The organism is Pricia mediterranea (assembly GCF_032248455.1).
In the GTDB taxonomy this organism is placed as follows: Bacteria; Bacteroidota; Bacteroidia; order Flavobacteriales; family Flavobacteriaceae; genus Pricia; species Pricia mediterranea.
In genome coordinates this window covers 3,134,487-3,156,333 of the sequence record NZ_JAVTTP010000001.1, presented here as the reverse complement: position 1 = coordinate 3,156,333, position 21,847 = coordinate 3,134,487, and the positions used below count along the sequence as shown (strand labels likewise).

The 21,847-nt window shown below is 42.3% G+C and carries 19 protein-coding genes and 1 pseudogene; 7 read left to right on the top strand and 13 right to left on the bottom strand.

The window, feature by feature from the left end; genetic code table 11:
• Positions 1–97: 97 nt before the first annotated feature.
• The 10 genes and pseudogenes from RQM65_RS12900 to RQM65_RS12860 all read right to left on the bottom strand — a co-directional run bounded on the left by RQM65_RS12900 (position 98) and on the right by RQM65_RS12860 (position 7,480).
• Positions 98–829 (bottom strand): NAD(P)-dependent oxidoreductase, encoded by a 732-nt coding sequence (locus RQM65_RS12900; protein WP_314015583.1) that lies wholly within the window; start codon positions 827–829, stop codon positions 98–100.
• An 81-nt stretch (positions 830–910) separates the two neighbouring features.
• A complete protein-coding gene (locus RQM65_RS12895; RefSeq protein ID WP_314015582.1) occupies positions 911–2,014 on the bottom strand; it encodes an adenylate/guanylate cyclase domain-containing protein in 1,104 nt (367 codons plus the stop codon).
• Positions 2,015–2,046: 32 nt separating this feature from the next.
• Positions 2,047–2,748, bottom strand: coding sequence for a DUF6090 family protein (locus RQM65_RS12890; protein ID WP_314015580.1), 702 nt, complete (start codon positions 2,746–2,748; stop codon positions 2,047–2,049).
• A gap of 87 nt (positions 2,749–2,835) precedes the next feature.
• Entirely contained in the window at positions 2,836–3,165 is a 330-nt protein-coding gene (locus tag RQM65_RS12885; RefSeq protein ID WP_314015578.1) for a hypothetical protein, read from the bottom strand.
• Positions 3,166–3,199: 34 nt separating this feature from the next.
• A complete protein-coding gene (locus RQM65_RS12880) occupies positions 3,200–4,036 on the bottom strand; it encodes a CPBP family intramembrane glutamic endopeptidase (RefSeq protein WP_314015576.1) in 837 nt (278 codons plus the stop codon).
• 23 nt (positions 4,037–4,059) lie between these two features.
• Positions 4,060–4,194 (bottom strand): annotated as a pseudogene (locus tag RQM65_RS18945) (DUF6090 family protein); the annotation flags it as partial.
• 41 nt (positions 4,195–4,235) lie between these two features.
• Positions 4,236–5,168, bottom strand: coding sequence for an NAD(P)-dependent alcohol dehydrogenase (locus tag RQM65_RS12875; protein ID WP_314015574.1), 933 nt, complete (start codon positions 5,166–5,168; stop codon positions 4,236–4,238).
• Between the two features lie 236 nt (positions 5,169–5,404).
• On the bottom strand, positions 5,405–6,505 hold the full coding sequence (locus tag RQM65_RS12870; protein ID WP_314015572.1) for an acyltransferase family protein: 1,101 nt from the start codon (positions 6,503–6,505) through the stop codon (positions 5,405–5,407).
• A 22-nt stretch (positions 6,506–6,527) separates the two neighbouring features.
• The gene (locus tag RQM65_RS12865; protein WP_314015570.1) at positions 6,528–7,178 is read right to left on the bottom strand and encodes an ankyrin repeat domain-containing protein; all 651 of its coding nucleotides are present in this window, start codon (positions 7,176–7,178) and stop codon (positions 6,528–6,530) included.
• 167 nt (positions 7,179–7,345) lie between these two features.
• Positions 7,346–7,480 (bottom strand): hypothetical protein, encoded by a 135-nt coding sequence (locus RQM65_RS12860; protein ID WP_314015568.1) that lies wholly within the window; start codon positions 7,478–7,480, stop codon positions 7,346–7,348.
• Between the two features lie 389 nt (positions 7,481–7,869).
• Between RQM65_RS12860 and RQM65_RS12855 the strand changes: the two genes are divergently transcribed.
• Positions 7,870–9,915 carry a helix-turn-helix domain-containing protein gene (locus RQM65_RS12855; RefSeq protein WP_314015566.1) on the top strand — a complete coding sequence of 682 codons (2,046 nt, stop codon included), beginning with the start codon at positions 7,870–7,872 and terminating at the stop codon, positions 9,913–9,915.
• A gap of 263 nt (positions 9,916–10,178) precedes the next feature.
• A complete protein-coding gene (locus RQM65_RS12850; protein ID WP_314015564.1) occupies positions 10,179–12,077 on the top strand; it encodes a tetratricopeptide repeat protein in 1,899 nt (632 codons plus the stop codon).
• Positions 12,078–12,140: 63 nt separating this feature from the next.
• Here RQM65_RS12850 and RQM65_RS12845 read toward each other — a convergent pair whose 3' ends face one another.
• Positions 12,141–13,718, bottom strand: a complete 1,578-nt coding sequence (locus RQM65_RS12845) for a thiol-activated cytolysin family protein (protein ID WP_314015562.1) — start codon at positions 13,716–13,718, stop codon at positions 12,141–12,143.
• 1,000 nt (positions 13,719–14,718) lie between these two features.
• Here RQM65_RS12845 and RQM65_RS12840 point away from each other — a divergent pair.
• The 5 genes from RQM65_RS12840 (at position 14,719) to RQM65_RS12820 (ending at position 18,778) form a co-directional block, all read left to right on the top strand.
• Positions 14,719–14,853, top strand: a complete 135-nt coding sequence (locus tag RQM65_RS12840; RefSeq protein ID WP_314015561.1) for a hypothetical protein — start codon at positions 14,719–14,721, stop codon at positions 14,851–14,853.
• A gap of 428 nt (positions 14,854–15,281) precedes the next feature.
• Positions 15,282–16,085, top strand: coding sequence for a helix-turn-helix domain-containing protein (locus RQM65_RS12835; protein ID WP_314015558.1), 804 nt, complete (start codon positions 15,282–15,284; stop codon positions 16,083–16,085).
• Between the two features lie 84 nt (positions 16,086–16,169).
• Entirely contained in the window at positions 16,170–16,715 is a 546-nt protein-coding gene (locus tag RQM65_RS12830) for a cupin domain-containing protein (protein ID WP_314015557.1), read from the top strand.
• Between the two features lie 159 nt (positions 16,716–16,874).
• Positions 16,875–17,513, top strand: coding sequence for a SanA/YdcF family protein (locus RQM65_RS12825; protein WP_314015556.1), 639 nt, complete (start codon positions 16,875–16,877; stop codon positions 17,511–17,513).
• Positions 17,514–17,524: 11 nt separating this feature from the next.
• Positions 17,525–18,778, top strand: coding sequence for an NRAMP family divalent metal transporter (locus tag RQM65_RS12820; RefSeq protein ID WP_314015554.1), 1,254 nt, complete (start codon positions 17,525–17,527; stop codon positions 18,776–18,778).
• Positions 18,779–18,924: 146 nt separating this feature from the next.
• Here RQM65_RS12820 and RQM65_RS12815 read toward each other — a convergent pair whose 3' ends face one another.
• Positions 18,925–20,862, bottom strand: a complete 1,938-nt coding sequence (locus RQM65_RS12815; RefSeq protein ID WP_314015553.1) for an OmpA family protein — start codon at positions 20,860–20,862, stop codon at positions 18,925–18,927.
• Positions 20,863–21,846, bottom strand: a complete 984-nt coding sequence (locus tag RQM65_RS12810; protein ID WP_314015552.1) for a PorP/SprF family type IX secretion system membrane protein — start codon at positions 21,844–21,846, stop codon at positions 20,863–20,865. It abuts the gene before it with no gap.
• Position 21,847 lies beyond the last annotated feature (1 nt).

Genomic DNA, 21,847 nt, shown 5'->3' with positions numbered 1-21,847 from the left:
TATCAGTATTATACAAGCAAAATGGCATCCGTGTTAGTAAAGTTAATTCTCCCAAACCTAGAGTCCCGTAACGTAGTCATTTAACAAACACCTCGCATTATGATGACATCTCTTTGCTATAAATAACGGGCATTTGCCCCTTCCATTTTTGCCAAAGGTCATCATTACTGATCAAGTTTGCCATAAAATGGGCTACGTTGATCCTGCTAACCTTTCCGGCATCAAAAATCGGGCTCCTGATAGGAGAGGGATGTACTTCGTACTCCGTTACCTCCGATTCATTGATTAATCCGTCGGGGCGAACTGCCGTCCATTCGATCATTGTATCTTTTTGACCGATTTCGGTTCGTAGAAAATCCGCGGCCTTTTCATTATCAACGTGTGGGGGCAATAACAACCGCAACAATGCGATAATGCCTCTTTGAGCAGATGAAATAGGTTCATCCAAATCGCGATTCCTGTTCCCTGAAGTATTCATCAGTACATATTTGACAGGCTTTTCTGGATTGTTCGCCTTAATTGCGCCGCATAACCTTCGTGCGGCATCGGCAACCAATCTTTGCGGCTTGCCATAAATACCCTTAAAGGTTAGGTTATGACCCAAGCACGAGGCTATGGCATCACAACCGGCTACATGTTCCGCCATTTCCGTATCGCTAAGATTCAAAATACTGGCCTCTATAATGGACAAATTATGTTCATTTCTGATGGATTCCGGCAACTTTCCAGCAGACCGTACAACAGCTTTGACGTATTGGCCCTGTTCCAGAAGTTGTGCTACCAAATGTTGTCCTGTTGCTCCGCTTGCCCCTACTACTAGAATTGTCATTTTTTCATTTTTTTTATGTGATATAAGTATGACGATAAGATTATTCCTTTGTTACCGAACAAACTAAAGCTCAGCCAATTATCAACACTTATGACGAACGGTAAATAACTCTAGGTTCTCTTCTTTGCCCCTTAATTCATTTTTACCCAAAGATGTAATCTGAAACTTGCTAGCTGATTCCAACTCATTGACCAAATCTTCAGAAACCAATAGGTTCACATTGTATTGATTACAAAGCGCTTGAATACGGGCGGTGGTATTTAAAACATCGCCCGTAAAAATAATTTCCTTTTTCAGTGCACCTATTTCGCCAGTGGTTACCATGCCCACATGAAGTCCCGCTTTAAAGGTGGGTGCTACGCCAAAAGTATTATTGTACCCATCCGCCCTCTTTTTGAGGGCTTCTTTCATGGCAAAAAAACAGTTGATACAATTGTTGTTCTTGATGCCGTCTTCATACTTCCAAGAGATGACGATTTCATCTCCGATATATTGATAGACTTCCCCCGAATGGCGAACAATGGCATCCGAGAAATCGGAATAGTACTGCCTGAGCAGTTCAAAGTATTCGATGTGGCCCAATCGCTCTGCTATCGCGGTCGAGGATTTCATATCGGAAAACAGGAAGATGCGCTTTTCCTCTTTCGGGGTATGGTATTTTCCGGTAAAGAAGTTCATCAGAACGCCATGACCTATGTTCTCACTGATCTCGGAATAAAAAAGACTTACGAACAGACTGAAGGAGATGGAGACCATGGTACTTGTAAATTCGATATTGTTGAGAAAGTTCCACAATTTGTCCAAAATGATGGGGTCAAAAAGGGATATTCGGGACTCCAAGGCGGCCGCGATAGGGTAGCAGATGAGGATGATCAGCAGCAAGAAAATGGTATAAAAGACAAGCTTGTAGCCAATTTTCCGTAAAAAACTCTTTTTGCCGAACAGATTACCAAGCCATACGACTTCGATGGTGCCCACCAGTAATCCGACTACAATGACGGCTATACTGGCAAAAATAAAAACCGTGGGAGTCATCCTGATAACGGCAGACTGAGCTGAATTTTCTTCAAGTGCAGCGGTCAGAACGGCTTCCTGGGAGAATAGGTTGACCCATCCCAGCACAAGCCAGATCACGCCGTACGGAATAATCCGTGAAATGTTTCTTTTTGTCTTCGGGGATAGCATGGATAGCCAATTTATATCGAACCTACCTTTTGTTATTTCTTGATCTCCGCTTCCAACAATTCCAAAATGGAATTTAGGTGTTCCATTAACGGATCATAATGTGCATCTTCCGTCGCATATGCCGTAAGCATGAACAAAAGAAGGTTATTCTCGAATTCTTTGGAATTCAATAAATGCAAGTTGCTGCTCTGTTTTTTCCGTTCCGGTAGATTTAATTCTTGACTCGCCCCTGCTAAGTTGAAAATGGTACGGATGCTGTTTTCTTCGGTTCGGAACATATCCAGTGCTTTTTCCCTTTGTCGGGCCAGTTCAATCTCCTGTTTGGCAATATCTTCCAAAGTTGATATCCAATTGGTCAAATATATTCTCAACCGCTGGTTCGAGATATCTCTTAAACTTCCGGAATTGAGCATTTCATTGAGTAGGGAATTATTGGGATTAAAGGAAATATCCGAAACGAACGAACTATAGAGCAATTCGGAAAACTGCTGTTCCGTAATGGCAATGGTATCCTTTGACATGTGCCCAATTATTTTTTTTGCCCCTTCGTAATTACCTCTGTTGACCTCGATCAATTTTTCCAGTTTCGACTTACTGGTCTGAAATTCATCCTTTAAGCCTGTCAAATACGTCCGTTCCTTTTCCTTGATCGCCCTGTTTTGATTGCTGTTGTTGATGGCCAAAGCGATCAATATTCCAATAACGACGAGTACGATCTCTCCTATGGCATACAATAGGTAGTTACGAAGTTTATTTTCAGCAACAAGCTTACGCCTAATTTTTCGAAAGAATTTTAGCATTGTTTTATCTTAGAGCACTGCTTATGAATTTTTTTCTCTTCTCAGGATTTTACAATACGATTGATTACAATCTCCGATAAATTCCACTCTTTTATCAATGCCCCCATAATAGCCGCCCATTACATCATCTAGATGAACCTCGTCAGGCGAAAAAACGTATTGTTCAGTTCTAGCGGTAACAGGATTTCTCTTTGATATACTGATGATGATTTCATCCACTTGCTCTTGCACCGTATCGGGCAACGGTAAAATCCAGGCCTTTACCAGTATCCATGGCACGAAGTACAAAGAGCCAATACTTATAGCAATGAATAGTATTCTGAGTATTTGTTTTGTTCGGTTCTTTGTCATGATGCGGTTGTTTTTTCATTTTAAGATTGAAAACTTATAAGTTCTCAACTTTCGCCCTTCTCCAAAAATAAATGGCAATAATCGTCGTGATAATCGGTAGCATGAGTCCATATTCATCAATCCAAAAAGTACTGCTCTCATTCGTTATGGTCAAGGGCGTGAAGATTTTCTGTATGAAAATATTATGTACGGAATGAAATAGAGCCGCTGGCCACAAGCTGTTCGACTTAAAAGTAAAATAGGCCAAAATGATCGATATTGCCATTATCATTACAGTGAAAGCTGCAATATGGAATATCAGGTTTCCACTTCCTCTGTAAACCAAATAGATAATTGGCCAATGCCATATCGCCCAAATCAATCCGCTACTCATGGAAACACCGCCAAAAGAAAATAGCTTTCGAAGTTCATATATTAAGAAGCCGCGCCATCCTATTTCTTCGCCCAACGTAGAACCAATGTTCTTTACAACGCCAACGACCGATAAAAGAACGATCATGGTCAATAGTACGAACGAACTGCTGAACCCTCCCATTCCTAATTCTTGCGACCACTCGGTAATGGTTTCCTGATTGGGCACATTTCCAAAACCGAACACCCAAATTAATGTATAAGAAATCGTAATGTAGCCCACTGGAATTAAGTAGGATAAGCGCAAGTATTTCAAGCGTTTCAAGCCCCAGGGAAGAATTGAAATGGGTCTTTTCATTAGTTTCAATGTAATAAAGGCCGATAATGCAGGGCACATCATTAAAGCCCCGACATAGATGCTTGTCGGGTTCAATTTGAGTATTGCGTAATAACAGATAGCACTTAGCAAGGTCAAAATTCCCAAAAACAACAGTATCGTCTTCCGGACTTGTTCATGCATTTTTGGTTCGTTACTTATCATAGGTTCCAATTGTTGATTTGTAAGGCAATCAAAATACCTGTTACCACCAGAATAATTTCGCCAATGGCATATATTAAGTACTTTCTGGTCTTATTTTCACTCAATAGATTTAACCGTATTTTTCGAAAGATTTTCATTGCTGTAATTTGTTAAACGGATATTGAACAACATATTCGGTTTATTGTATGATATCAATGACCACATTTCCCCTTTTGCGTCCCGAATCAACGTATTCATGGGCACTTACGATTTCATCCAACGTAAATATCCTATCAATAAATGGTTTTAGTTTTTTCTCTTCTGCAAGATTTTTTATTCGCTTGAGACTATCACTTTTTTCTTTTGTCAGCATCTTGACCGAAACGAAAGCACCTTTGGTATTCAAAACTTTTTTTGCCTTTGATTTTGTTGTCTTGCCCACTGCGTCAAAAACAATGTCGAATTTTTCCTCAAGAATTGAATAATCCTCTTTTTTATAATCTATTACGTTTTCTGCGCCCAATGATTTTACCATTTCAAAATTAGAACCGCTGCATACACCTGTAACCGTTGCACCTTGCCGGGTCGCAATTTGAACGGCATAGCTTCCCACACTTCCCGATGCACCGTAAATCAGTACTTTTCTCCCCTTTTTAATGCCGAGACTTAGGTACGCTTTTTCAAGGAGGAACATGGCAGTCATTGCTCCCACGGGTAAGGCCGCAGCTTCTTTGAAACTTAGGTTTTCGGGTTTCTTTTCAACAACCCCATGCTTCCATTCTTGTGGCAGGCAGATGTATTCCGCATAGGAACCTTTCTTTAGCATGGTGGTCGTGCCAAACACATGATCTCCGATTTTAAATTTTGAAACATTTTTTCCAACCGCTTCAATGCTTCCGGCCAGTTCATGACCGAGAATCTTCTTTTTTGGTTTGAACAGACCAAATATCAGCCTTGCCGGAAGCCAGAACAAAGGCGGGAAGTCTGAACCACGAAGTCGAACGTCTCCGGAGGTCACGGTAGCTGCATGTATTTTGATAAGGATTTCATCATCCTTGGGCCGTGGCTTTTCTACCTCTGCCAACGTTATGACATTGGGTGGGCCGTATTTGTTATAGATCGCTGCTTTCATCTGTTTAAAATTTTATAATCCGGTAAAATAGAAGTAATTACAAAATCGTTAAACAGATGTAACCACTTCGTTTTCGCATAAACCTATTTTAATCATATCGGTAAGGTATGCTTAAAAAAGTTTATGCTCATTTCATAACTCTTACAAGAATATTTATTGCGTCTTGTACAACATATTTGATTTCATAAAATGTAGGGGGAACTGTCAAGTCTCAACCGAGCAAAACGCCAAAACCGTCATGTTTTTGATTCGGATACGATGTTCGTAGCTTGGCGTTTCAATCTGTTAAACGTCCATTTCAATCCAAACAAGGGCCTTAAGAAAACAACCCTCCGAAGGACAAACTCATAAACAAGATAGCAAACAATACCCGTAAATGCTGTTATAGCCATGAATTTTAGGAAAACCGGTATCTCCAATGGCAAAATGAGCATAGACCCGGCATACAATACAAACATGTGAATAATGTACACGGGATATGCAGCTTGGCTTAAATAGCTCAAAATTTTGCTTGGCCTGTTCAAGTACTTGCACCCCAACCCAAAAACCCCGAAAACCCAACAATTGGATTCTATGGCCGTAAGATAACCCGGTGCTTCCGTCGCAAAAACAAAGTACCGGACGCTATACAAAATAGCGGCCAAGCCAATATATAACCATCGCCACCTTAAAACGGTTTGCCAGAAGGTTTTTCCACTATATACAAAAAGAAAACCAAAAAAGAAGGCAAGCAGTCCAAGGAAAAAGCCATGCCAGGTCTCAGCGTACATGGCGAACAGCTGGGGCTTTACCATCACGGCTTCCAAGACAAAGAACAACGAAATCAACAAAGGTCCACCGGGATTGCCCGTAAATGCGGACAACCCTTTTTTAAACCTTCCGTTCTCGTTTTTTTTTAGATAAAAAAACAACGGTAGTAAGAGCAGTACGTATGCAAAAATATTCCCCAAAAACCATAAATGCCCCGCATGCGGAAAATAGCCCAAGGGTATATCGTAATAGATCTGAAAAATAAACATATGTAAGGTGGTTATGGCCACAACGCCAAAGGCGAAGGGTAAAAGGATCCGCTTTGTTCTTTCTACAAGCAATTGCTTCCAGTTTCTTTTGCGCATGGCAAAATAGAGCCCCATACCGGATACATAGAACAATAACGGAATTCGCCAGACGTTGAGCATGGTCATGGGTTTCCATAAACCCTCTAGAAATTCATCACTCCTGATAAAGCCAATGAACATGGCCCACGGCTGAAAAGTTATGGCTATATGATAAATGAGTAGCAGACCAATGGCAATAACCCTGAGCCAATCGATATCATGTCTTCGTTCCGTTGTCATGGGAATATGGTTTTAAAAATTATTACTCCAACATCATTGCAATGACCGGTCTGGTTTTTTCGATTTCGTTCAGATCGATTTGCAAGCCCATGGGCCGTAATTGTTGCTGAAGCATTTCATAGATGGGCTTGATATCCGCAAAGGGTCCCATTACGGATTCCCGAGCCGTTGCACCAAAATTGTTCCGCGCGGATTTATCAACATTTGCGTCAATGAGCATTTGGACGATTTCAACCCTGCAAAAGAATGCAGCGGTATGTAAGGCTGTGGCCCCGTCATTATTTTTGGCGGTTAAATCCGCACCGGCATCGATTAGTTCTTGGGCCATCTTAATTTTTCCGAAACTTGCCGCGGTGATCAACGGTGTAGAACCGCTCATAGCATCTTTTTTATCAAGGTCGGTACCTGCCTTAATGTGTTGTTTCACGGCTTCAAGATTATCCGACAATATTGCCGCTTGGATGTCCATTTCTGGCCTATCGACTACCGACTTGGCTTCGGTACTACTATTTGCCTGTTCTTTTGTCTTAGTACCGGACTGCCCGCAAGCAGCTGCGAGTAAAAGAAGAACGAGTGACATGTTTGCTACTATTCTCATTGAATTAATTCTAGATGTTTTACTCAAGGCTTTGTTATTTAATTTTAACAAGTATTCGTGAATCTTCGATTTCATGATTTAAATTTTGAAATGATTTGTTATAATTATTGTTATTTCATGGGTTTTAAAAAACTTAAGGCAACCCGCTTGAACTATGCGGAAAACTATGTAAGTTGCTCTACATAGAAGGGATAGACTTTGATGAGGGCCTACCCCTTTCTCTCATCAGATGAAGTAAGATCTTAATGAAGGTAATTTCTGGATTCCGCCCAACGGATTCTCTTGCTGTCCTTCAAGTGGGTAAAAAAAGTGAACCTTCTAGATTCCGTTGGCGATTGCCCTGCCTGTCCGGTAGGCAGGTTGATGAATGGTTTCATGACTGTGATTTTTGATTAATTTTTATTTTAAACTGTGATTAGCGGTTAAAGTTTCTGTACTGCGCCCATTGGGTTCTCTTGCAATTCCTAAAGGATGAGAAGTACTGTCCTGTTTTAGATTCCGTTACTGTTGTTGTAATCGATGCTTTCATGATTTTTAATTTTAAATTGTTTTGTTATGATTTTTTGATGATACAAAGGTGCTGCATAGCTTGATGCAACACCTATGAGCTATGCAGCGGCCTATGTAAACTTTCAGGAGGGTATGAAAACTATGATGCAGGGATATAAATTATGGTGCAAACGATGAGTTTCGTGCAAAATATGAACCCGTTGACATAGCGGCTATTTCTTTATAATTATCTAATTTAGAGCCAGTAGAAAACATCATGTCCAACAGGTCAACCTTTATTGAACAAGCTGAGGCCATAATTCTTGAAAATTTGGCCAGTGAGCAATTTGGGGTATCCGAACTTGCGGACGCCATGCATATGAGCCGGTCTAACCTGCTTCGGAAAATCAAGAAACGGACACAGCTTTCTGCAAGCCAGTTCATTCGTAAAGTCCGTCTTCAAGAAGCAATGGCCTTGCTCAAGGAAACTTCCTCGACGGTTTCGGAAATCTCATATCAAGTAGGCTTTGGAAGTACTTCCTATTTCATCAAATGTTTTCGGGAACAATATGGATATCCGCCCGGAGAGGTTGGCAAAGCTGCTATAGAAGAAAAAACCGAACAGGTTAAGCCGAACTATTTGAAGATATACCGATGGCCTATTATCGCTGGCACATCCATAATATTGCTGATTATTGCATTTTTGCCTTTCCGTAAAAAGGATGCCGTACAGGAGCTGGAAGTTGAAAAATCCATCGCCGTGTTGCCCTTTAAAAATGAGAGTGCCGATTCCACCAATCTGTATTTTGTGAATGGGTTGATGGAATCCGCATTGAACAACCTTCAGAAAATTGAAGACCTGAGAGTAATCAGTAGAACCTCGGTAGAGAAGTACAGAAAGACCGACAAAGGCATCCCTGAGATAGCCGAAGAACTTCATGTGAATTACTTGGTAGAAGGTAGTGGCCAGCGCGTTGGCAATCAGGTTTTACTCAATGTTCAATTGATCGAAGCTTCATCGGATACACCCATTTGGGTGGAACAGTACAGTCAGGAAGTAACGGACGTCTTTGCTTTGCAAAACGATGTCGCAAAGAAAATTGCCAAGGCCATTAAGGCGGTCGTGACTCCGGCCGAATTGGAGCAAATCGAAAAAAGGCCTACTGAAAATCTGGTGGCCTATGATTATTACCTACAAGCACTTGATCTTCTTTATTCCCAGACTACCGAAGGCTTGGAAAAAGCCATTCCTTTATTTCAAAAGGCCGTGGAACAGGATCCAGAATTTGCGCTCGCCTATGCCAATCTTGCCATATCATATTATTACCTTGATATACACCGGAAACAGAAACGATACACAGATCTTATAAATAATTATTCGGATAAGGCCTTGCTATATGATTCCAAAAATGACGTTAGCCTAATCTCTAGGGCATTGTATTATATGCACACCGAGGAATACAGACTGGCATTGCCCCATTTGGAGAAGGCCCTAGAGTACAATCCCAATTCGGCCGATGTTGTTCAAGTACTTTCTATTTTGTATTACCGTTATATTCCTGATACCGCCGAGTATTTGAAGTATGCGTTATTGGGTATTCAGCTAGATATTGCCGCCAACGACTCGATTGCCAAAGGCTATATTTATTTAACCTTAAGCAACGCGCTGGCCCAAACGGGTTTTGTCAATGAGGCTTTTGAATACATTAACAAGTCGCTTGATTATGACTCAGCGAACGCTTTTGCGCCCTATTTGAAAGCCTACATCCAATACGCAAAGAATGGGGATATTGAGCAGACCAAAAATTCATTAATAAAAGAATTGGAAAAGGATACTACCCGTTTGGATATCTTGCAGGAAGTGGCAAAAATGCACTATTTTCAAGAGGACTACGATGGCGCTTTTAAGTACTACAAGAAATTTGTGGAAACCAGGAAAGACCGTAGCCTGAATATTTATCCCGAGGAAGACGGAAAGATCGCTCTGGTCTATGAGAAAATGGGGCTTAAAGAACAAGCAGCTGATTTTTTCAAGAGGTACGCTGAATATTGCGAACGAGACGAGTCTATTTATAAGAGCGCTAGCATGGCTCTCAAGTATGCATATGAGGGAAAGGTTGACCAAGGCATTGAGCAGCTCAACCATTTTGCTGTACAAGATCATTTTCAGTATTGGATACTGTTGTTCATTGAAATGGACCCCTTGATCAAACCTTTGAAAAAGCATCCGGAATATTCAGTGACTATCCAAAAAATCAAAGATAGGTTTTGGGAAAATCAAGCTAAGCTGAAAACGTCTCTAGAGGAGGAAGGGCTGCTATAATCCAATTACCCTCGCCACCAATTCTTTGTTTAAAGGATTTCAATATAAAAATTGGCCGAAATCCCCATCATTGATTGGAACTTCCAATAATAGGATACAAATCCTATTGCAGGCAAAGGATAAATACCTTGGGCTTTCAAGAGGGGACATCGATTACGACATGGTCATATAGAGAACTAACTGAAAACGTTTTCCAATCCTCCGAACCCGCAAAAAAATAGTACTTTAGACCTCACCCCTCCCCACTAACAAACCAAACCGAGATGAAAATCATTGTCAATGCATCGATTTGCCTTATCGTTCTTTTTCCTTTTTGTGGTTTATCCCAAAATTATAAGTACACCAAGTCCATAGACAGCCTTATTGAGATAACCAATAAAAGACCTGATGATTCGTTGAAGGTGGCTGGTTACGGCACGCTATATGAACAATTGATGTTCAGGGACCCCGACATGTCTTTTATCTATGCAAAAAAAGAATACGCACTATCGAAAAAAATAGGATATAAGCCGGGTATCGCAGCAGGGCAGTTACATTTTGCGGATTATTTTAAGGACAGAGGAAAGATAGACTCCGCCCGATATTATTATTTACAATCGATACAGGGATATACCGCTCTTAATAGTACCATCGGAATATTATTTGTGAACCATTCACTGGCATCTTTCGAAAAAAGTCTAGGGAATTACGATAGCGCTTTAGCTCTTGTGAACAGGAACATCGAAATTTATAAAAATCGCGATACTGTTTTTACCCAACATGGTGGAGCCTTCAATTTAATAGGTGCAGAATACGAACTTCTTGGCGGAATCCATCAAGAAATGGGAAATTATAGAATAGCTTTAAAAGAAACGCTGAATGCACTTAAGTTCTTTGAAGAAGAAAAAGACACGCTGAGACAGGCGGATGCATTGATGCAAATTGGGGCATTGGAACGAAATCTAGAAAATTTTGAATCAGCCTTGACACATACCAAAAAAGCGTATCATATTTATGGAAATTTTGAAGATAAACAATATAAATGTTATGCAGCCAACGGAATAGGTGACACCTATCTCAATCTGGGTAAACCGGAAGAAGCGCTCAACTATTTTGAGGATGCCCTAAAATTATCCCAAGAAATCAAAAATAGGGACATCGAGGGCAATTCATTGGTCAACCTGGGAATGGCCAATTCGGCAATTGGGAAAATAAATCGGGCTATCGACTTTTTTCTGAAAGGACTGACCATTCACGAGGAGCTCGGTTACCAAAAGGTAATTTCCATGGATCTCAATGGTTTGGCGGAGGCCCAAACAAAAGCGGGCAACTTTAAAGCGGCCCTTGATAATCTAAGTCGGTCCATCTCAATTGCCAAAGAAATAGGGGCCAAAGATAACCTTAGCGAAGCCTATAGTTTACGATATGCCGTGAACAAATCCTTGGGAAGCCTAGAGGATGCCCTAGCAGATCACGAAATGTTCAAAGCGGTCAACGATAGTATTTTCAACACGACAAAATCCCAGCAAATTCAGGAATTACGTACCATCTATGAAACGGAGAAAAAGGAACAGCAAATTGCCCTTCAAGAGAATGAAATAGTGTTATTGGAAGAAAAGCAACGAGCGGCGACACTTCAAAATACGTTACTCATTGTTGGGATTATAGCCATACTAAGTCTTTTTGGGTTGTTGTACTACGGTATCCGCCAAAAAATGAAGCGTAATAAAGTAGAAAAAGAAAAGGTAGATGCAGAACTGGCCTTCAAAAAGAAAGAATTGACCACCCACGCCTTGAACCTTGCCCGTAAGAACGAGACTTTGGAAAATCTTAAACTTAAAGCACAGGAATTTAAGGAAAAGGAAAATACGAGGGCTGGATACAATCAACTGATCCGTTCGATCAATTTCGATTTACAGGACGATAACAATTGGCAAAACTTCTCTCGTTATTTTGAAGAGGTACATAAAAATTTTAACAGAAATGTCAAGACAAAATATCCTAAAGTCACCTCAAACGAACTTCGTCTTCTGGCCCTTTTGAAAATGAATTTATCATCAAAGGAAATTGCCAGTATTTTGAATATTTCGGCTGAAGGAATCAAAAAAGCGAGGTATCGTCTTCGGAAAAAACTCAATATCACCACCGAAGATTCTTTGCAAGACCTGGTGCTAGGTCTATAAAATTAAAAGACCGAAATTTCTTCCGGTCTTAATATTATTCTCCACTAAAACGTTGTTACAATCTTACTTCAAGCGTTTTAAATAATACCCAACTTTAACCTCTCCGAAATCTACAATAAAAGTATTTCCTTCAAATGGGATATTCTTTAAAAGAATCTTGTCCGGAGTCGATCCAAAATCATCGTTGGCATCTGGCCAAACATCGTCTTCTTCCAATCTTCCACCAATAGCCACATGATCGGCATTATAATCCGGTCTATACAATTCTATCGGAGGTACCGTGAGGTTAACAAACCTTTTTTCATTTTTCTTAAGTTGAAACGTTGCACCTTCCTTGTAATCCCAAGCTACCTTACCTCCTTTTTGTGTTCCGTTACTAAACAATGTGGCCGTGAGCCTTCCAAAAAGTTCAGCTTCGCTTCCATCGCCATCTTGGCATCCTGTACATTCTAAATAATCAAGCTCAATACTAAAAACTGGGAACGCCAGATCACACTGTCTAACAGGATACTCCGAAGATAAAACCACCCGTGCGACAGGTGTACCTTGCTTAAGGTATCTTAATTTATAGGACAAGGGCGCCCCTGGAGAGTCTTTCGAGTAATCGCCACCGTTGGAAATATATTGATATACATCCGCAGGACCGTTAACCGTTTGGGCTGCATCACTGCCAGAGCCTCCGATTACAAGTGCTTCCACCTTAGACTCTGAAATAACATTTTCATATTCGGTATCAACACTTCCCTCATTTCCTGGGTCAAGCGCAGCCTTGAAAGCAGTATCGATTTCAGTTATTGAATAATTTGACTCTATGGTATAAATAACCATTCTTCCATAAGTGACCGTTGCAACATAAACCGGACTTGTGCTACCCAGCGAATTAATATCCGGTACACTGGTAAATAAATCACTTGGATTTTTGGGCGGGTCCATATCTATAGTATAATAAACTTGAAAATACTTAAGCACAAACTTATGTTGGTATGTAGATTTAGAAAAATCAAATGACCCCGAAACTTTTTGTACTGCTGATCTATAATTGACCCCGATTGCCAATTTTAAGTGTTCTTCACTATATACTTCAGAAATGGAAAAATTCACTTTTGCTGCCGTTGCACCGGTAACCTCTTGATCTAAAATTTGCGTTTTTATTCCTTCACGAACAGTTGACAATTTAGGATCTGTAATTTGTACAACTGGACTACCGCTAATATTGGTCAGCGATGCCGAAAGGGTTATTGGTGCCCTGTCAGCTACAATAGGAACGTACTCCCCTGTCGGAATAGTCTCGCCTTTCAAAATTGCTCCTGGAAAAATTACGTCAGTAGTGGGATCTAAGGCTAACATTTCATCAAATCCAGGAGCTGCCTTATAGTAATTTGTATAACACTCTAACGACGAGTCTTGTTCATCTTGAGCCGGTGGGATTGCTTTTTCTTCAACCTCCACTGGTTCGGAAACTTCTTCCGGTTGGGTGAAAGATGGCCTATTTGCCATTAGCACATTAAATTCATCGGCCTCTCCACCCGTAATAGATTGGGTGGGATCGGATATGTCATCTTTTTGACAGGAAAAAGTAACAAGCAGTACTATCGCGAACATACATGTTCTCCATAACATTTTAAAATCAAAAGTTTTCATAGTGCTATATTTTGTGGTTAAAATTTGTATTCGCTTTGAATGACCCACTCGGAAACGGTCTGCAGCCCTAACCGAGCAAGACACCACAAAACGGTTTGTCAACTTAATGACACAACAAACCTAAGCCACAGTTTCATAGAACAAAAAAAAGTATGGTGGACAAAAGGTGGACAGTGGCAAAATAATTAGCCAGGCGATATTCCTTTTTTCAGGGTCGATCTGCTATAAATCTATTGTTTATTATGCATCGCTGCCCTGACGATGTGTTGTACATAACAGGCATTTGCCCTTTCTATTATTGCCACAACCTATCATCATGAATCAAAGTGGCCATCCAACGGATCAAAAACCGATTTTGGGAAAATCAGTCCAAGTTAAGTCTATCCCCCGGAGGAGAAGGGACTTGTTTAACGGAACAAATTTATCGCTAACCACATCCGGAAAGCATTGCAAATTACTATGCCCGATAGTTGAAAATGTTGCGCTACTACCCTTTTCCAAGAATCCGTCAGCCTTCAGAATAGTATAATTCGAACCGGTACAGTTCAGGTTGCCAAAGCGGTGTAAATGTTAAATATGGCTTAAAACAGTACCTTTTTATACATAGTACTGTAGCAAAATGATTTATTTGTCGTCTGCTTGGTATAACATCATTTGGACCAATAATAAAATCACATTCAAAACTAGAAGTCATGAAAGCATCGATCAGCAGAACAGCAACGGAATCAAAAACGGGACAGTTTTTTTCAACCTTTAGCGTTAGTAAAAGAGGCCAATGGGCGCAGTACCGAAATTTTAACCGCTAATCACGGAGGATCAACAAGTAACTTTTAAATCCATATAAATGAGCATCAATCAGTGGAACGGCAACAGAATCAAAAACGGGACAGTACTTCCCGGCCTTCGTAGGCAGTAAGAGGGTCGAATGGTCACAGTTCAGAGACTTCAATCGCTAATCACGATCGTAAAGAAAAAATTATTAATCATTAAAACAGCAGTCATGAAAACTTTTATCAACCTGACTACCGGACAGGCAGGTCAATCGCCAACGGAATCAAGTAGGTTCGCTTTCTTCACTAATTTTAAGGATAGTAAGCGCATCCGTTGGGCGGAATCACGGCAATACCTCCACTAAAATTCCGATTTTTAACCGGATGGGGAAAGGGGATGGACTCTAATCGGAGTCTATCCCTTATTATTATGAACGGTACCCTCAAGGATCGGGTTCTCTGGCAATCAAAAAATTAATCCTCTTTACTGATGTCTCAATTCGTAAATCAGCGAATAAAATTCGCGTGATAGTTTAACGGCGTTGTAGCGCACTGAAATCGATGTAGTTTTTTTCAGTTGTTGCAGCGACATGGCATCCCTTGGAAAACCAATAAAAAGAAGTGGCAAATTTCTTGTTCCGCATTTTATCCCCTTTCATTTTGAAAAATAGCGTAACTTCGGACACCTCGCTGTTAGATTATGGACTTCCCTCGGGTTCTTTCTTGAAACTGGGCGCCTACGCAATCAAATATGGCCCTAGCTAAACCAGCTATAGCGTAAAACCCGATAACTATGAAATCCGAATCCGTCAAAATATCACCGATTCTTAAAAACATTTCGTCTGCCAAGAACTCGACTTGTTTTACGGTGTGCTGGATCAAAAGTACCGTTGCAACGATCGAAATCGACCGGACACCTTATTCCAACGTATCAAATACCATTTTTTTTCTGGATCCGAAGTTTCATTGGTCCATCTCTAAAAAAGACAATAATGGCTCCTCAGGTTACCTCTTGAGCTTGCCCCGCACGCTTCTAAATAACCCTATTTTAAGTAAGCTTCACATCAATACAGTACGGGTTTTCAGTTCGGGAGAAATTCCCTTGTTTAAATTGAGTCCGACTATTGAGAAAAGGACCCAGGCGATACTGGAGATGATCGATGAGCTTTTGGGATCGGACCTAAATCATAAGGATGATGCCATTTTGGCCCTTTTAAAAACCTTTTTCGTTTACTGTGATGGACAATGCAACATAAAATCAAACCTTTCCAATGAGAATGCGAAAGCCAACCTGGTCTATAAATTCAAGCAACTCGTAAACAAATATCTATTCGAACATCACGATGTAACCTCCTATGCCAACCTCCTTCATGTTTCACCGAGATACCTTAACGAATGTGTTCAAGACATACTGACCGTAAGCGCAAAAGCTATCATTATCGAGCAGCTGATGATGCGATCAAGACATGCATTGAAATTTTCGGACAAAACCCTTAAGGAAATCAGTTTTGAACTCGGTTTCTCATCCCCTGATTATTTCAGTCAATTTTTTAAGACCCATACCGGATTTGCTCCATCCACTCTCAGAAAAGGATAACAGTTCCCAAAATCTAAGCTTTTACCGTATTTTTCGTAGAATTCGGCGCTATCTGTCGTTGTACATTGCGGTAAAACTATAACCATGGACAGAACAAGATTTTTAAGAACTTCGGGGTTCGGATTAGGCTTCGCCCTGTTTCCCGGCATGGTACAATGCCAATCTTCTTCCGATAACGGGTACGCTGTAGGAAAAGTCGATCCAAAAATCGTCGGAGATACCGAGGGTGCAATTTTGAACGTAATCGGCGATATTCAGACGCATAAGTTGACCGGTACTGATACGGGAAACCAGGTTGTCGAATGGGTAGATGATGTTGAGCCCGGCGTAGGGATACCACCCCATGTCCATACCAGTGAAGATGAAATATTCAGGGTAATCAGGGGGCAGATAGAAATTATGATAGCCGGGAAGACAACTATCCTTAATGAAGGAGATATTGCCTTTGCTCCCAAAGAAGTACCACACTCATGGAAAGTGGTCGGAACCGAAAAGGCCAAGATGATTACCTCCGCTTTCCCCGCAGGTATCGAAAACATGTTCTATGAATTGGCCGACCTTCCGCCCGGGCCGCCCGATTTTGAAAAGGTAGCAAAAATCTGTGGCAATTACGGGGTCAGATTCGTGTAATGACCAAATCAACTGATCAAGAGCCAGTATGCTCCTCGAAACAGGTCGTGTGTCTTACTCGACAGGGCAATTACCTTTCCCATTACTCATTTTGTCTTAGGTGCTCCCCGTGGCGGACAACTATATTTCATTACCTTTACTCTGCCTAGCCAAACCAAAATGAAAAAAAAGCACCTCAAGATATTGGGATTGCTTATCGGTATTCCGTTGCTGTTGATAGCTGCGTGCAGTTTTATCATAAGTTCTGCGGCAAAAGGGAAAATCTTTTCCCAAACCAACAAAATACCCAAAAACAAGGTCGGTCTGGTTTTGGGCACCTCGAAAAAGTTGATCGGAGGATTGCCGAATCCCTACTATGCTTACCGAATAGAGGCGGCCCTTAAACTTTATCAAGCCAATAAAGTGGACTTCATTTTAGTAAGTGGGGACAACAGCACTACTTATTACAACGAGCCCCAGACCTTTAAAAATGATCTGGTAAAAGGCGGTATTCCCCGAGACCGAATCTTTTTAGATTATGCCGGTTTTCGCACCTTGGACTCGATGGTGCGCGCCAAGGAAGTTTTTGGACTGGACCGGGTTACCGTTATTTCCCAACAATTCCACAATGAACGGGCCATCTATTTGGCGGAAAAAAAAGGACTTGAGGCCATCGGGTTCAATGCGGAGGACATCTCCATGAAACACGGACTTAAAGTGCAGCTACGGGAATACTTGGCCCGGGTGAAGGTCTTTATCGACCTGCTTTTCAATACCGAGCCCAAGTTTTACGGCGAACGGGTAAAGATCGAATGCTGAAACGTACGATGATGTCCAAATTAAAGGTTTTATTGAAAAATTTAGGGCCGGGACTGCTGTTTGCCAGTACGGCCATCGGCACATCGCACCTGGTATTATCGACCAAGGCTGGAGCGCAATACGGATGGGTCATGATTTTTCCCATCGTATTGGCGAACCTCTTTAAATATCCTTTTTTCGAATTCGGGGTACGGTACACCAATGTCGCCGGAAAGACCTTGATCGAGGGGTATCGGAATCGCGGCAAGGGATACCTGTGGTTCTACGCCTTGATCACCTTGGTCTCGACCTTTACTATATTGGCTGCCCTCTACACGGTGACCGCCGGTCTGTTCAGCACTCTTTTTGACCTGTCAAGCGTGTCAACGGCCTACATTGCACTGGGACTTTTCATCGGGATCAGCCTGATATTGATCATCGGCCGCTATTCTTTTTTGGAGACTTCGCTCAAGTTCGTTATCGCCATTTTGTTCACCGCCCTGATCATCACTACGGCCTTGGTTATTATCAAGGGTCCCGTGGCACACGTTCCAGATTTTAGTCCCCCTACCGTGTTCAACGATGCAGGCATACTTTTTCTGATCAGTCTTATGGGATGGATGCCTACCACAGTTGAGGCATCGAGCTGGGTCAGTCTTTGGAGCATCACAAAATGGAAAGACGAGAAGCACAAACCTTCCCTTAGGGAATCCCTACAGGAATTTAATTTTGGATACCTCTCCACCGCCGTGCTGGCCGTATTTTTTATGATTATAGGATGGTTTACCCTGTACGGCACCCACGCCGAACTCAGTGGCAATGCTGTGACCTTTGCCGATCAGATCGTACGGCTTTTCACCGTACACATCGGGCCGTGGGCCTATCTTTTAATCGCCGTTTCTGCCTTCGCGACCCTTTTCAGTAGCTGCATGAGCGCCCACGATGCCATCACCCGGGTCAGCTTGGATATCATCGACCTGCTCTTGCCCAAATATACGCTTGCCGGCCAGAGAAGATTTTACGCAATAGGCATCATTCTACTGGCCATCATCAATTTTACGGTAGTGACGGCGTTCAGCGCCAACATGGGGCAATTGGTCGCCCTGGCCACTTTTGTATCTTTCGTGGTCGCGCCGATTATCGGTTTCATGAACCTGAAGAATGTAATGAGTTCGGAACTGCCCCCACACCAACGCCCCGGACGGGGATTACAGGGACTCACCTATGCCGGAATTCTTTTTCTTTCTGTTTTCTCCATCTATTATTTTTGGATGGTGATTTTCTAACATAGGGTGATAATCTCCTTTTCGCTTTCGACCGGACCGAGAAGTTCTCGACTTTAGTTTATCTTGAGCACTTCAACTTCGCTCAGCATGAACCGTAGTCGAAAGGCTCGAACGGACATCTCGTGTTTTTTACTGCTGTACGCCGACTACTGGCTCAGCTTGTCATAATTCTCCACCACGAAAAGCGTTCGCAGGTTCTGTTGGTGAAGAAATTCAAGACAATAGACCCCGTCCGAGCAATCGTTGACAATTTTATCCTCGCCGAAGCCCCTTACCTGGGTTATGTTATCCGAAGAAACCCCGTTTTTCAGAAGATAGTCCGCAATGGCGGCCGATCGCTGCTCCGAAATTCTTTGGTTTGAGCTTCTGCCCCCACGACTGTCGGTATGGGTTTCTATGGAGAATTTTAAATTGGGGAACTTTTTTACAGCATCGACAACCTTGTCGATTTCCATAGTAATTTCCGGCGTAAGATTGCTTTGACCCGTCGCGAAAAAGAATTTGTTTATATCCAGCACCATTTTTCCTTCCGCTTCCTTTACGATATCCGCTATGGAGGTCAGTTCTATTTTTAACGGAGATTGGCCTAAGTTTTCCAATTCCTCTGAATAGTAGGTTTTGCTAAACGTTGAAAAGAAGGGTTTTGACACCTCCAAGGTCACCTCGGAATTATGAGGTATTTCCAGTTGGTACCCTCCATTGGTACCAGAAGAATCTTCTTTGAGCGTATTACCTTCGGCATCTAGAATTTTGATAGATGCATCGGCAATCCATTGATCGTAGGGGGCCTCGACCACCCTTCCCTTAAAGAGTAAGGTGCGGAGCCCCGGTTTTTCACTGATCTTAAATCCATATATATCGTCGCTTCCCTTCCCGCCAGGCTTGTTCGAGGAGAAATAGCCCATGAAGCCGCCTTCCGGATTTTCTTTGATGATAAATCCGAATTCATCGTTTATGGTATTGATGTCCCGGCCCAAATTCACGGGGATACTAAAACCGTTGTCCGACATAATATTGGAGCGGTAGATATCCATCCCCCCTATTCCGTAAAATACATCCGAGGAAAAATAAAGGCTGTTATCAAAGATATAGGGCGCGATTTCATTGCCGGGGGAATTGATGCGCGGCCCGAGGTTGATAGGTTCTGACATGACCTGTCCGCCGTTCATATCGACATAATAGATGTCGGTACCTCCGTAGCTGTCCTTAAAATTGGCAGAAAAATAGAGTCTTCCTGTATTTTCGTCATAAAAGGGATAGTAGAACGACGTACTTAAATCTTTCAACAGGAAACGAAAGCTGCCGTTCTCATTGACCATTCCAATGGCCAAGGCATTCTTACCTCTATCGTCGAAGGCAAGCTCATCATCTTCGGTATTCGACAATACGTAGTAAACGTTGCCGGTGCTCTCGGAATAATGGGGCGTTGACTTATGGAATTTGGAGCTTGGGATTCGGCTCAAGGGTTCGATTTCGGTCAAGGCTCCGCTGTCAGCATTGGCCGCCTTGTAGATATCGAGATAAGCTTCGCCCGAGGGACCATATATCTTTTTTGAACGCGTCTTTCGGCTGCTACTGAACAACAGACCGTTCGGGTAAAAAGCCGGCGATATATCGGCTTGGGGACTGTTACCGTTCAGAGTGAGGATAGCAAATTCGGCGGCTCCCGAACCATCCGCTTGCATTGCACCGTCGTTGAATTCGGCATTTTCGAGAAGTTCGCCCTTAAACGAGTTGTCTCCTGATTGCAACAAGGTCACTACTTTGTCATGCTCCGAGATTTTATCGAGACTCTGCAGCATTTTGTTAAAGCGATGATCGGACATGATGGAATCATTCTTTTCCACATCCAGGTAAATTTTTGCCGCCTTCTTGTAATCCCTGGTCTGAAAATAGGCATCGGCGAGGTTTAGGCGTTGATAGTTGTTCAACGATTCCCCCCGCTGCATCTGTTTTTGATAGGCCCTGATGGCGTCTTCGTAGGCGTAGGCATAGAAGTACTTGTCGCCTTGCGACTCGATTTCTTGCGCAAGACCGAACCCAATGCCGATAAAAAAGAACGCTATGATAAGTCTCGATTTCATTTAAAAAAATCTAGGTGTATCGATCTGTTTTGGCTTGCCCCTTAATTTTTTGTCGTTGCCTTGGATGCTACCCTCCCTGCCCAGGTAAAACTTCAGGATGACCTCGTGAGAACCCTTACTGAACTCGCCCAGCGGGTTTGTATTGTAATCATAGGAATAGCCGATAAATGTACTGTTGGTAACCTGAAAGCCCGCCAGACCGCTAACGGCATTGCCAAACCGGTAGGAAGCCCCCAAGGTAAACCGCTCGTTGATCAGAAAGTTGGTAGAAACATTCGTGTTTACTGGTGCTCCACTGACCAAATTGACCAAGAAGGCCGGTTTGAACTTTAAGGTTTCGGACAGCTCGAACACATATCCCCCGATAAAGTTGAACTGTAATTTGTCGTCAACAATGGTCGCTACCTCATCGTTGTAAACGCCATCGGTCAGAAAATTAGGTACCGAAGCTCCAAGGTACCAAATATCATCTTCGTACAGAAAGAAACCTGCCCCAACGGTCGGATAGAACTCCTTTATGATTTCGCCTTGCAGAATCGGTTCCCCGGGGTTCTCAAAAGTGCCCTTCGAAAAATCGACATTCAAGAAAGAGCCGCCAACGTCCATCCCAAATGAAAGTTTGGTATTGTCAGTTACATTGAATTGGTAGGAATAGGCCAGCTCCACGTAGGTTTGGGTCGATGGACCCAATTGGTCGCTGATGATGTTAAAGCCGAGCCCCATGGTTTCGTTGGACAGCGGATAGTTTGCCCCAAAGCGTAAGGTTCGTGGCGATCCTTCAACATCGAGCCATTGCGCCCGGTAGAGTCCCGTAATCTCAGGGGTCGGGGTCGTGCCCACATAGCCTGGGTTGAAACTGCCGATATTGTACATGTATTGGGTGTACTGGGGTTCTTTCTGTGCACGGCCCACGGTAACGATACCCAATAACAATAGCAGGGGGAAAATCTTTATAACGATGGAATGTAGTGTTCTATGCTGCATT

What these genes read in the sequence shown, in the direction of transcription:
- RQM65_RS12845 (WP_314015562.1), bottom strand. Translation starts at nt 13,718, where the DNA reads ATGAAAACTTTTGATTTTAAAATGTTATGGAGAACATGTATGTTCGCG.
- RQM65_RS12825 (WP_314015556.1), top strand. Translation starts at nt 16,875, where the DNA reads ATGAAAAAAAAGCACCTCAAGATATTGGGATTGCTTATCGGTATTCCG.
- RQM65_RS12870 (WP_314015572.1), bottom strand. Translation starts at nt 6,505, where the DNA reads ATGACAACGGAACGAAGACATGATATCGATTGGCTCAGGGTTATTGCC.
- RQM65_RS12900 (WP_314015583.1), bottom strand. Translation starts at nt 829, where the DNA reads ATGACAATTCTAGTAGTAGGGGCAAGCGGAGCAACAGGACAACATTTG.
- RQM65_RS12810 (WP_314015552.1), bottom strand. Translation starts at nt 21,846, where the DNA reads ATGCAGCATAGAACACTACATTCCATCGTTATAAAGATTTTCCCCCTG.
- RQM65_RS12835 (WP_314015558.1), top strand. Translation starts at nt 15,282, where the DNA reads ATGAAATCCGAATCCGTCAAAATATCACCGATTCTTAAAAACATTTCG.
- RQM65_RS12830 (WP_314015557.1), top strand. Translation starts at nt 16,170, where the DNA reads ATGGACAGAACAAGATTTTTAAGAACTTCGGGGTTCGGATTAGGCTTC.
- RQM65_RS12820 (WP_314015554.1), top strand. Translation starts at nt 17,525, where the DNA reads ATGTCCAAATTAAAGGTTTTATTGAAAAATTTAGGGCCGGGACTGCTG.
- RQM65_RS12895 (WP_314015582.1), bottom strand. Translation starts at nt 2,014, where the DNA reads ATGCTATCCCCGAAGACAAAAAGAAACATTTCACGGATTATTCCGTAC.
- RQM65_RS12865 (WP_314015570.1), bottom strand. Translation starts at nt 7,178, where the DNA reads ATGAAATCGAAGATTCACGAATACTTGTTAAAATTAAATAACAAAGCC.
- RQM65_RS12840 (WP_314015561.1), top strand. Translation starts at nt 14,719, where the DNA reads ATGAAAACTTTTATCAACCTGACTACCGGACAGGCAGGTCAATCGCCA.
- RQM65_RS12850 (WP_314015564.1), top strand. Translation starts at nt 10,179, where the DNA reads ATGAAAATCATTGTCAATGCATCGATTTGCCTTATCGTTCTTTTTCCT.
- RQM65_RS12885 (WP_314015578.1), bottom strand. Translation starts at nt 3,165, where the DNA reads ATGACAAAGAACCGAACAAAACAAATACTCAGAATACTATTCATTGCT.
- RQM65_RS12880 (WP_314015576.1), bottom strand. Translation starts at nt 4,036, where the DNA reads ATGCATGAACAAGTCCGGAAGACGATACTGTTGTTTTTGGGAATTTTG.
- RQM65_RS12855 (WP_314015566.1), top strand. Translation starts at nt 7,870, where the DNA reads ATGTCCAACAGGTCAACCTTTATTGAACAAGCTGAGGCCATAATTCTT.
- RQM65_RS12815 (WP_314015553.1), bottom strand. Translation starts at nt 20,862, where the DNA reads ATGAAATCGAGACTTATCATAGCGTTCTTTTTTATCGGCATTGGGTTC.
- RQM65_RS12875 (WP_314015574.1), bottom strand. Translation starts at nt 5,168, where the DNA reads ATGAAAGCAGCGATCTATAACAAATACGGCCCACCCAATGTCATAACG.
- RQM65_RS12860 (WP_314015568.1), bottom strand. Translation starts at nt 7,480, where the DNA reads ATGAAACCATTCATCAACCTGCCTACCGGACAGGCAGGGCAATCGCCA.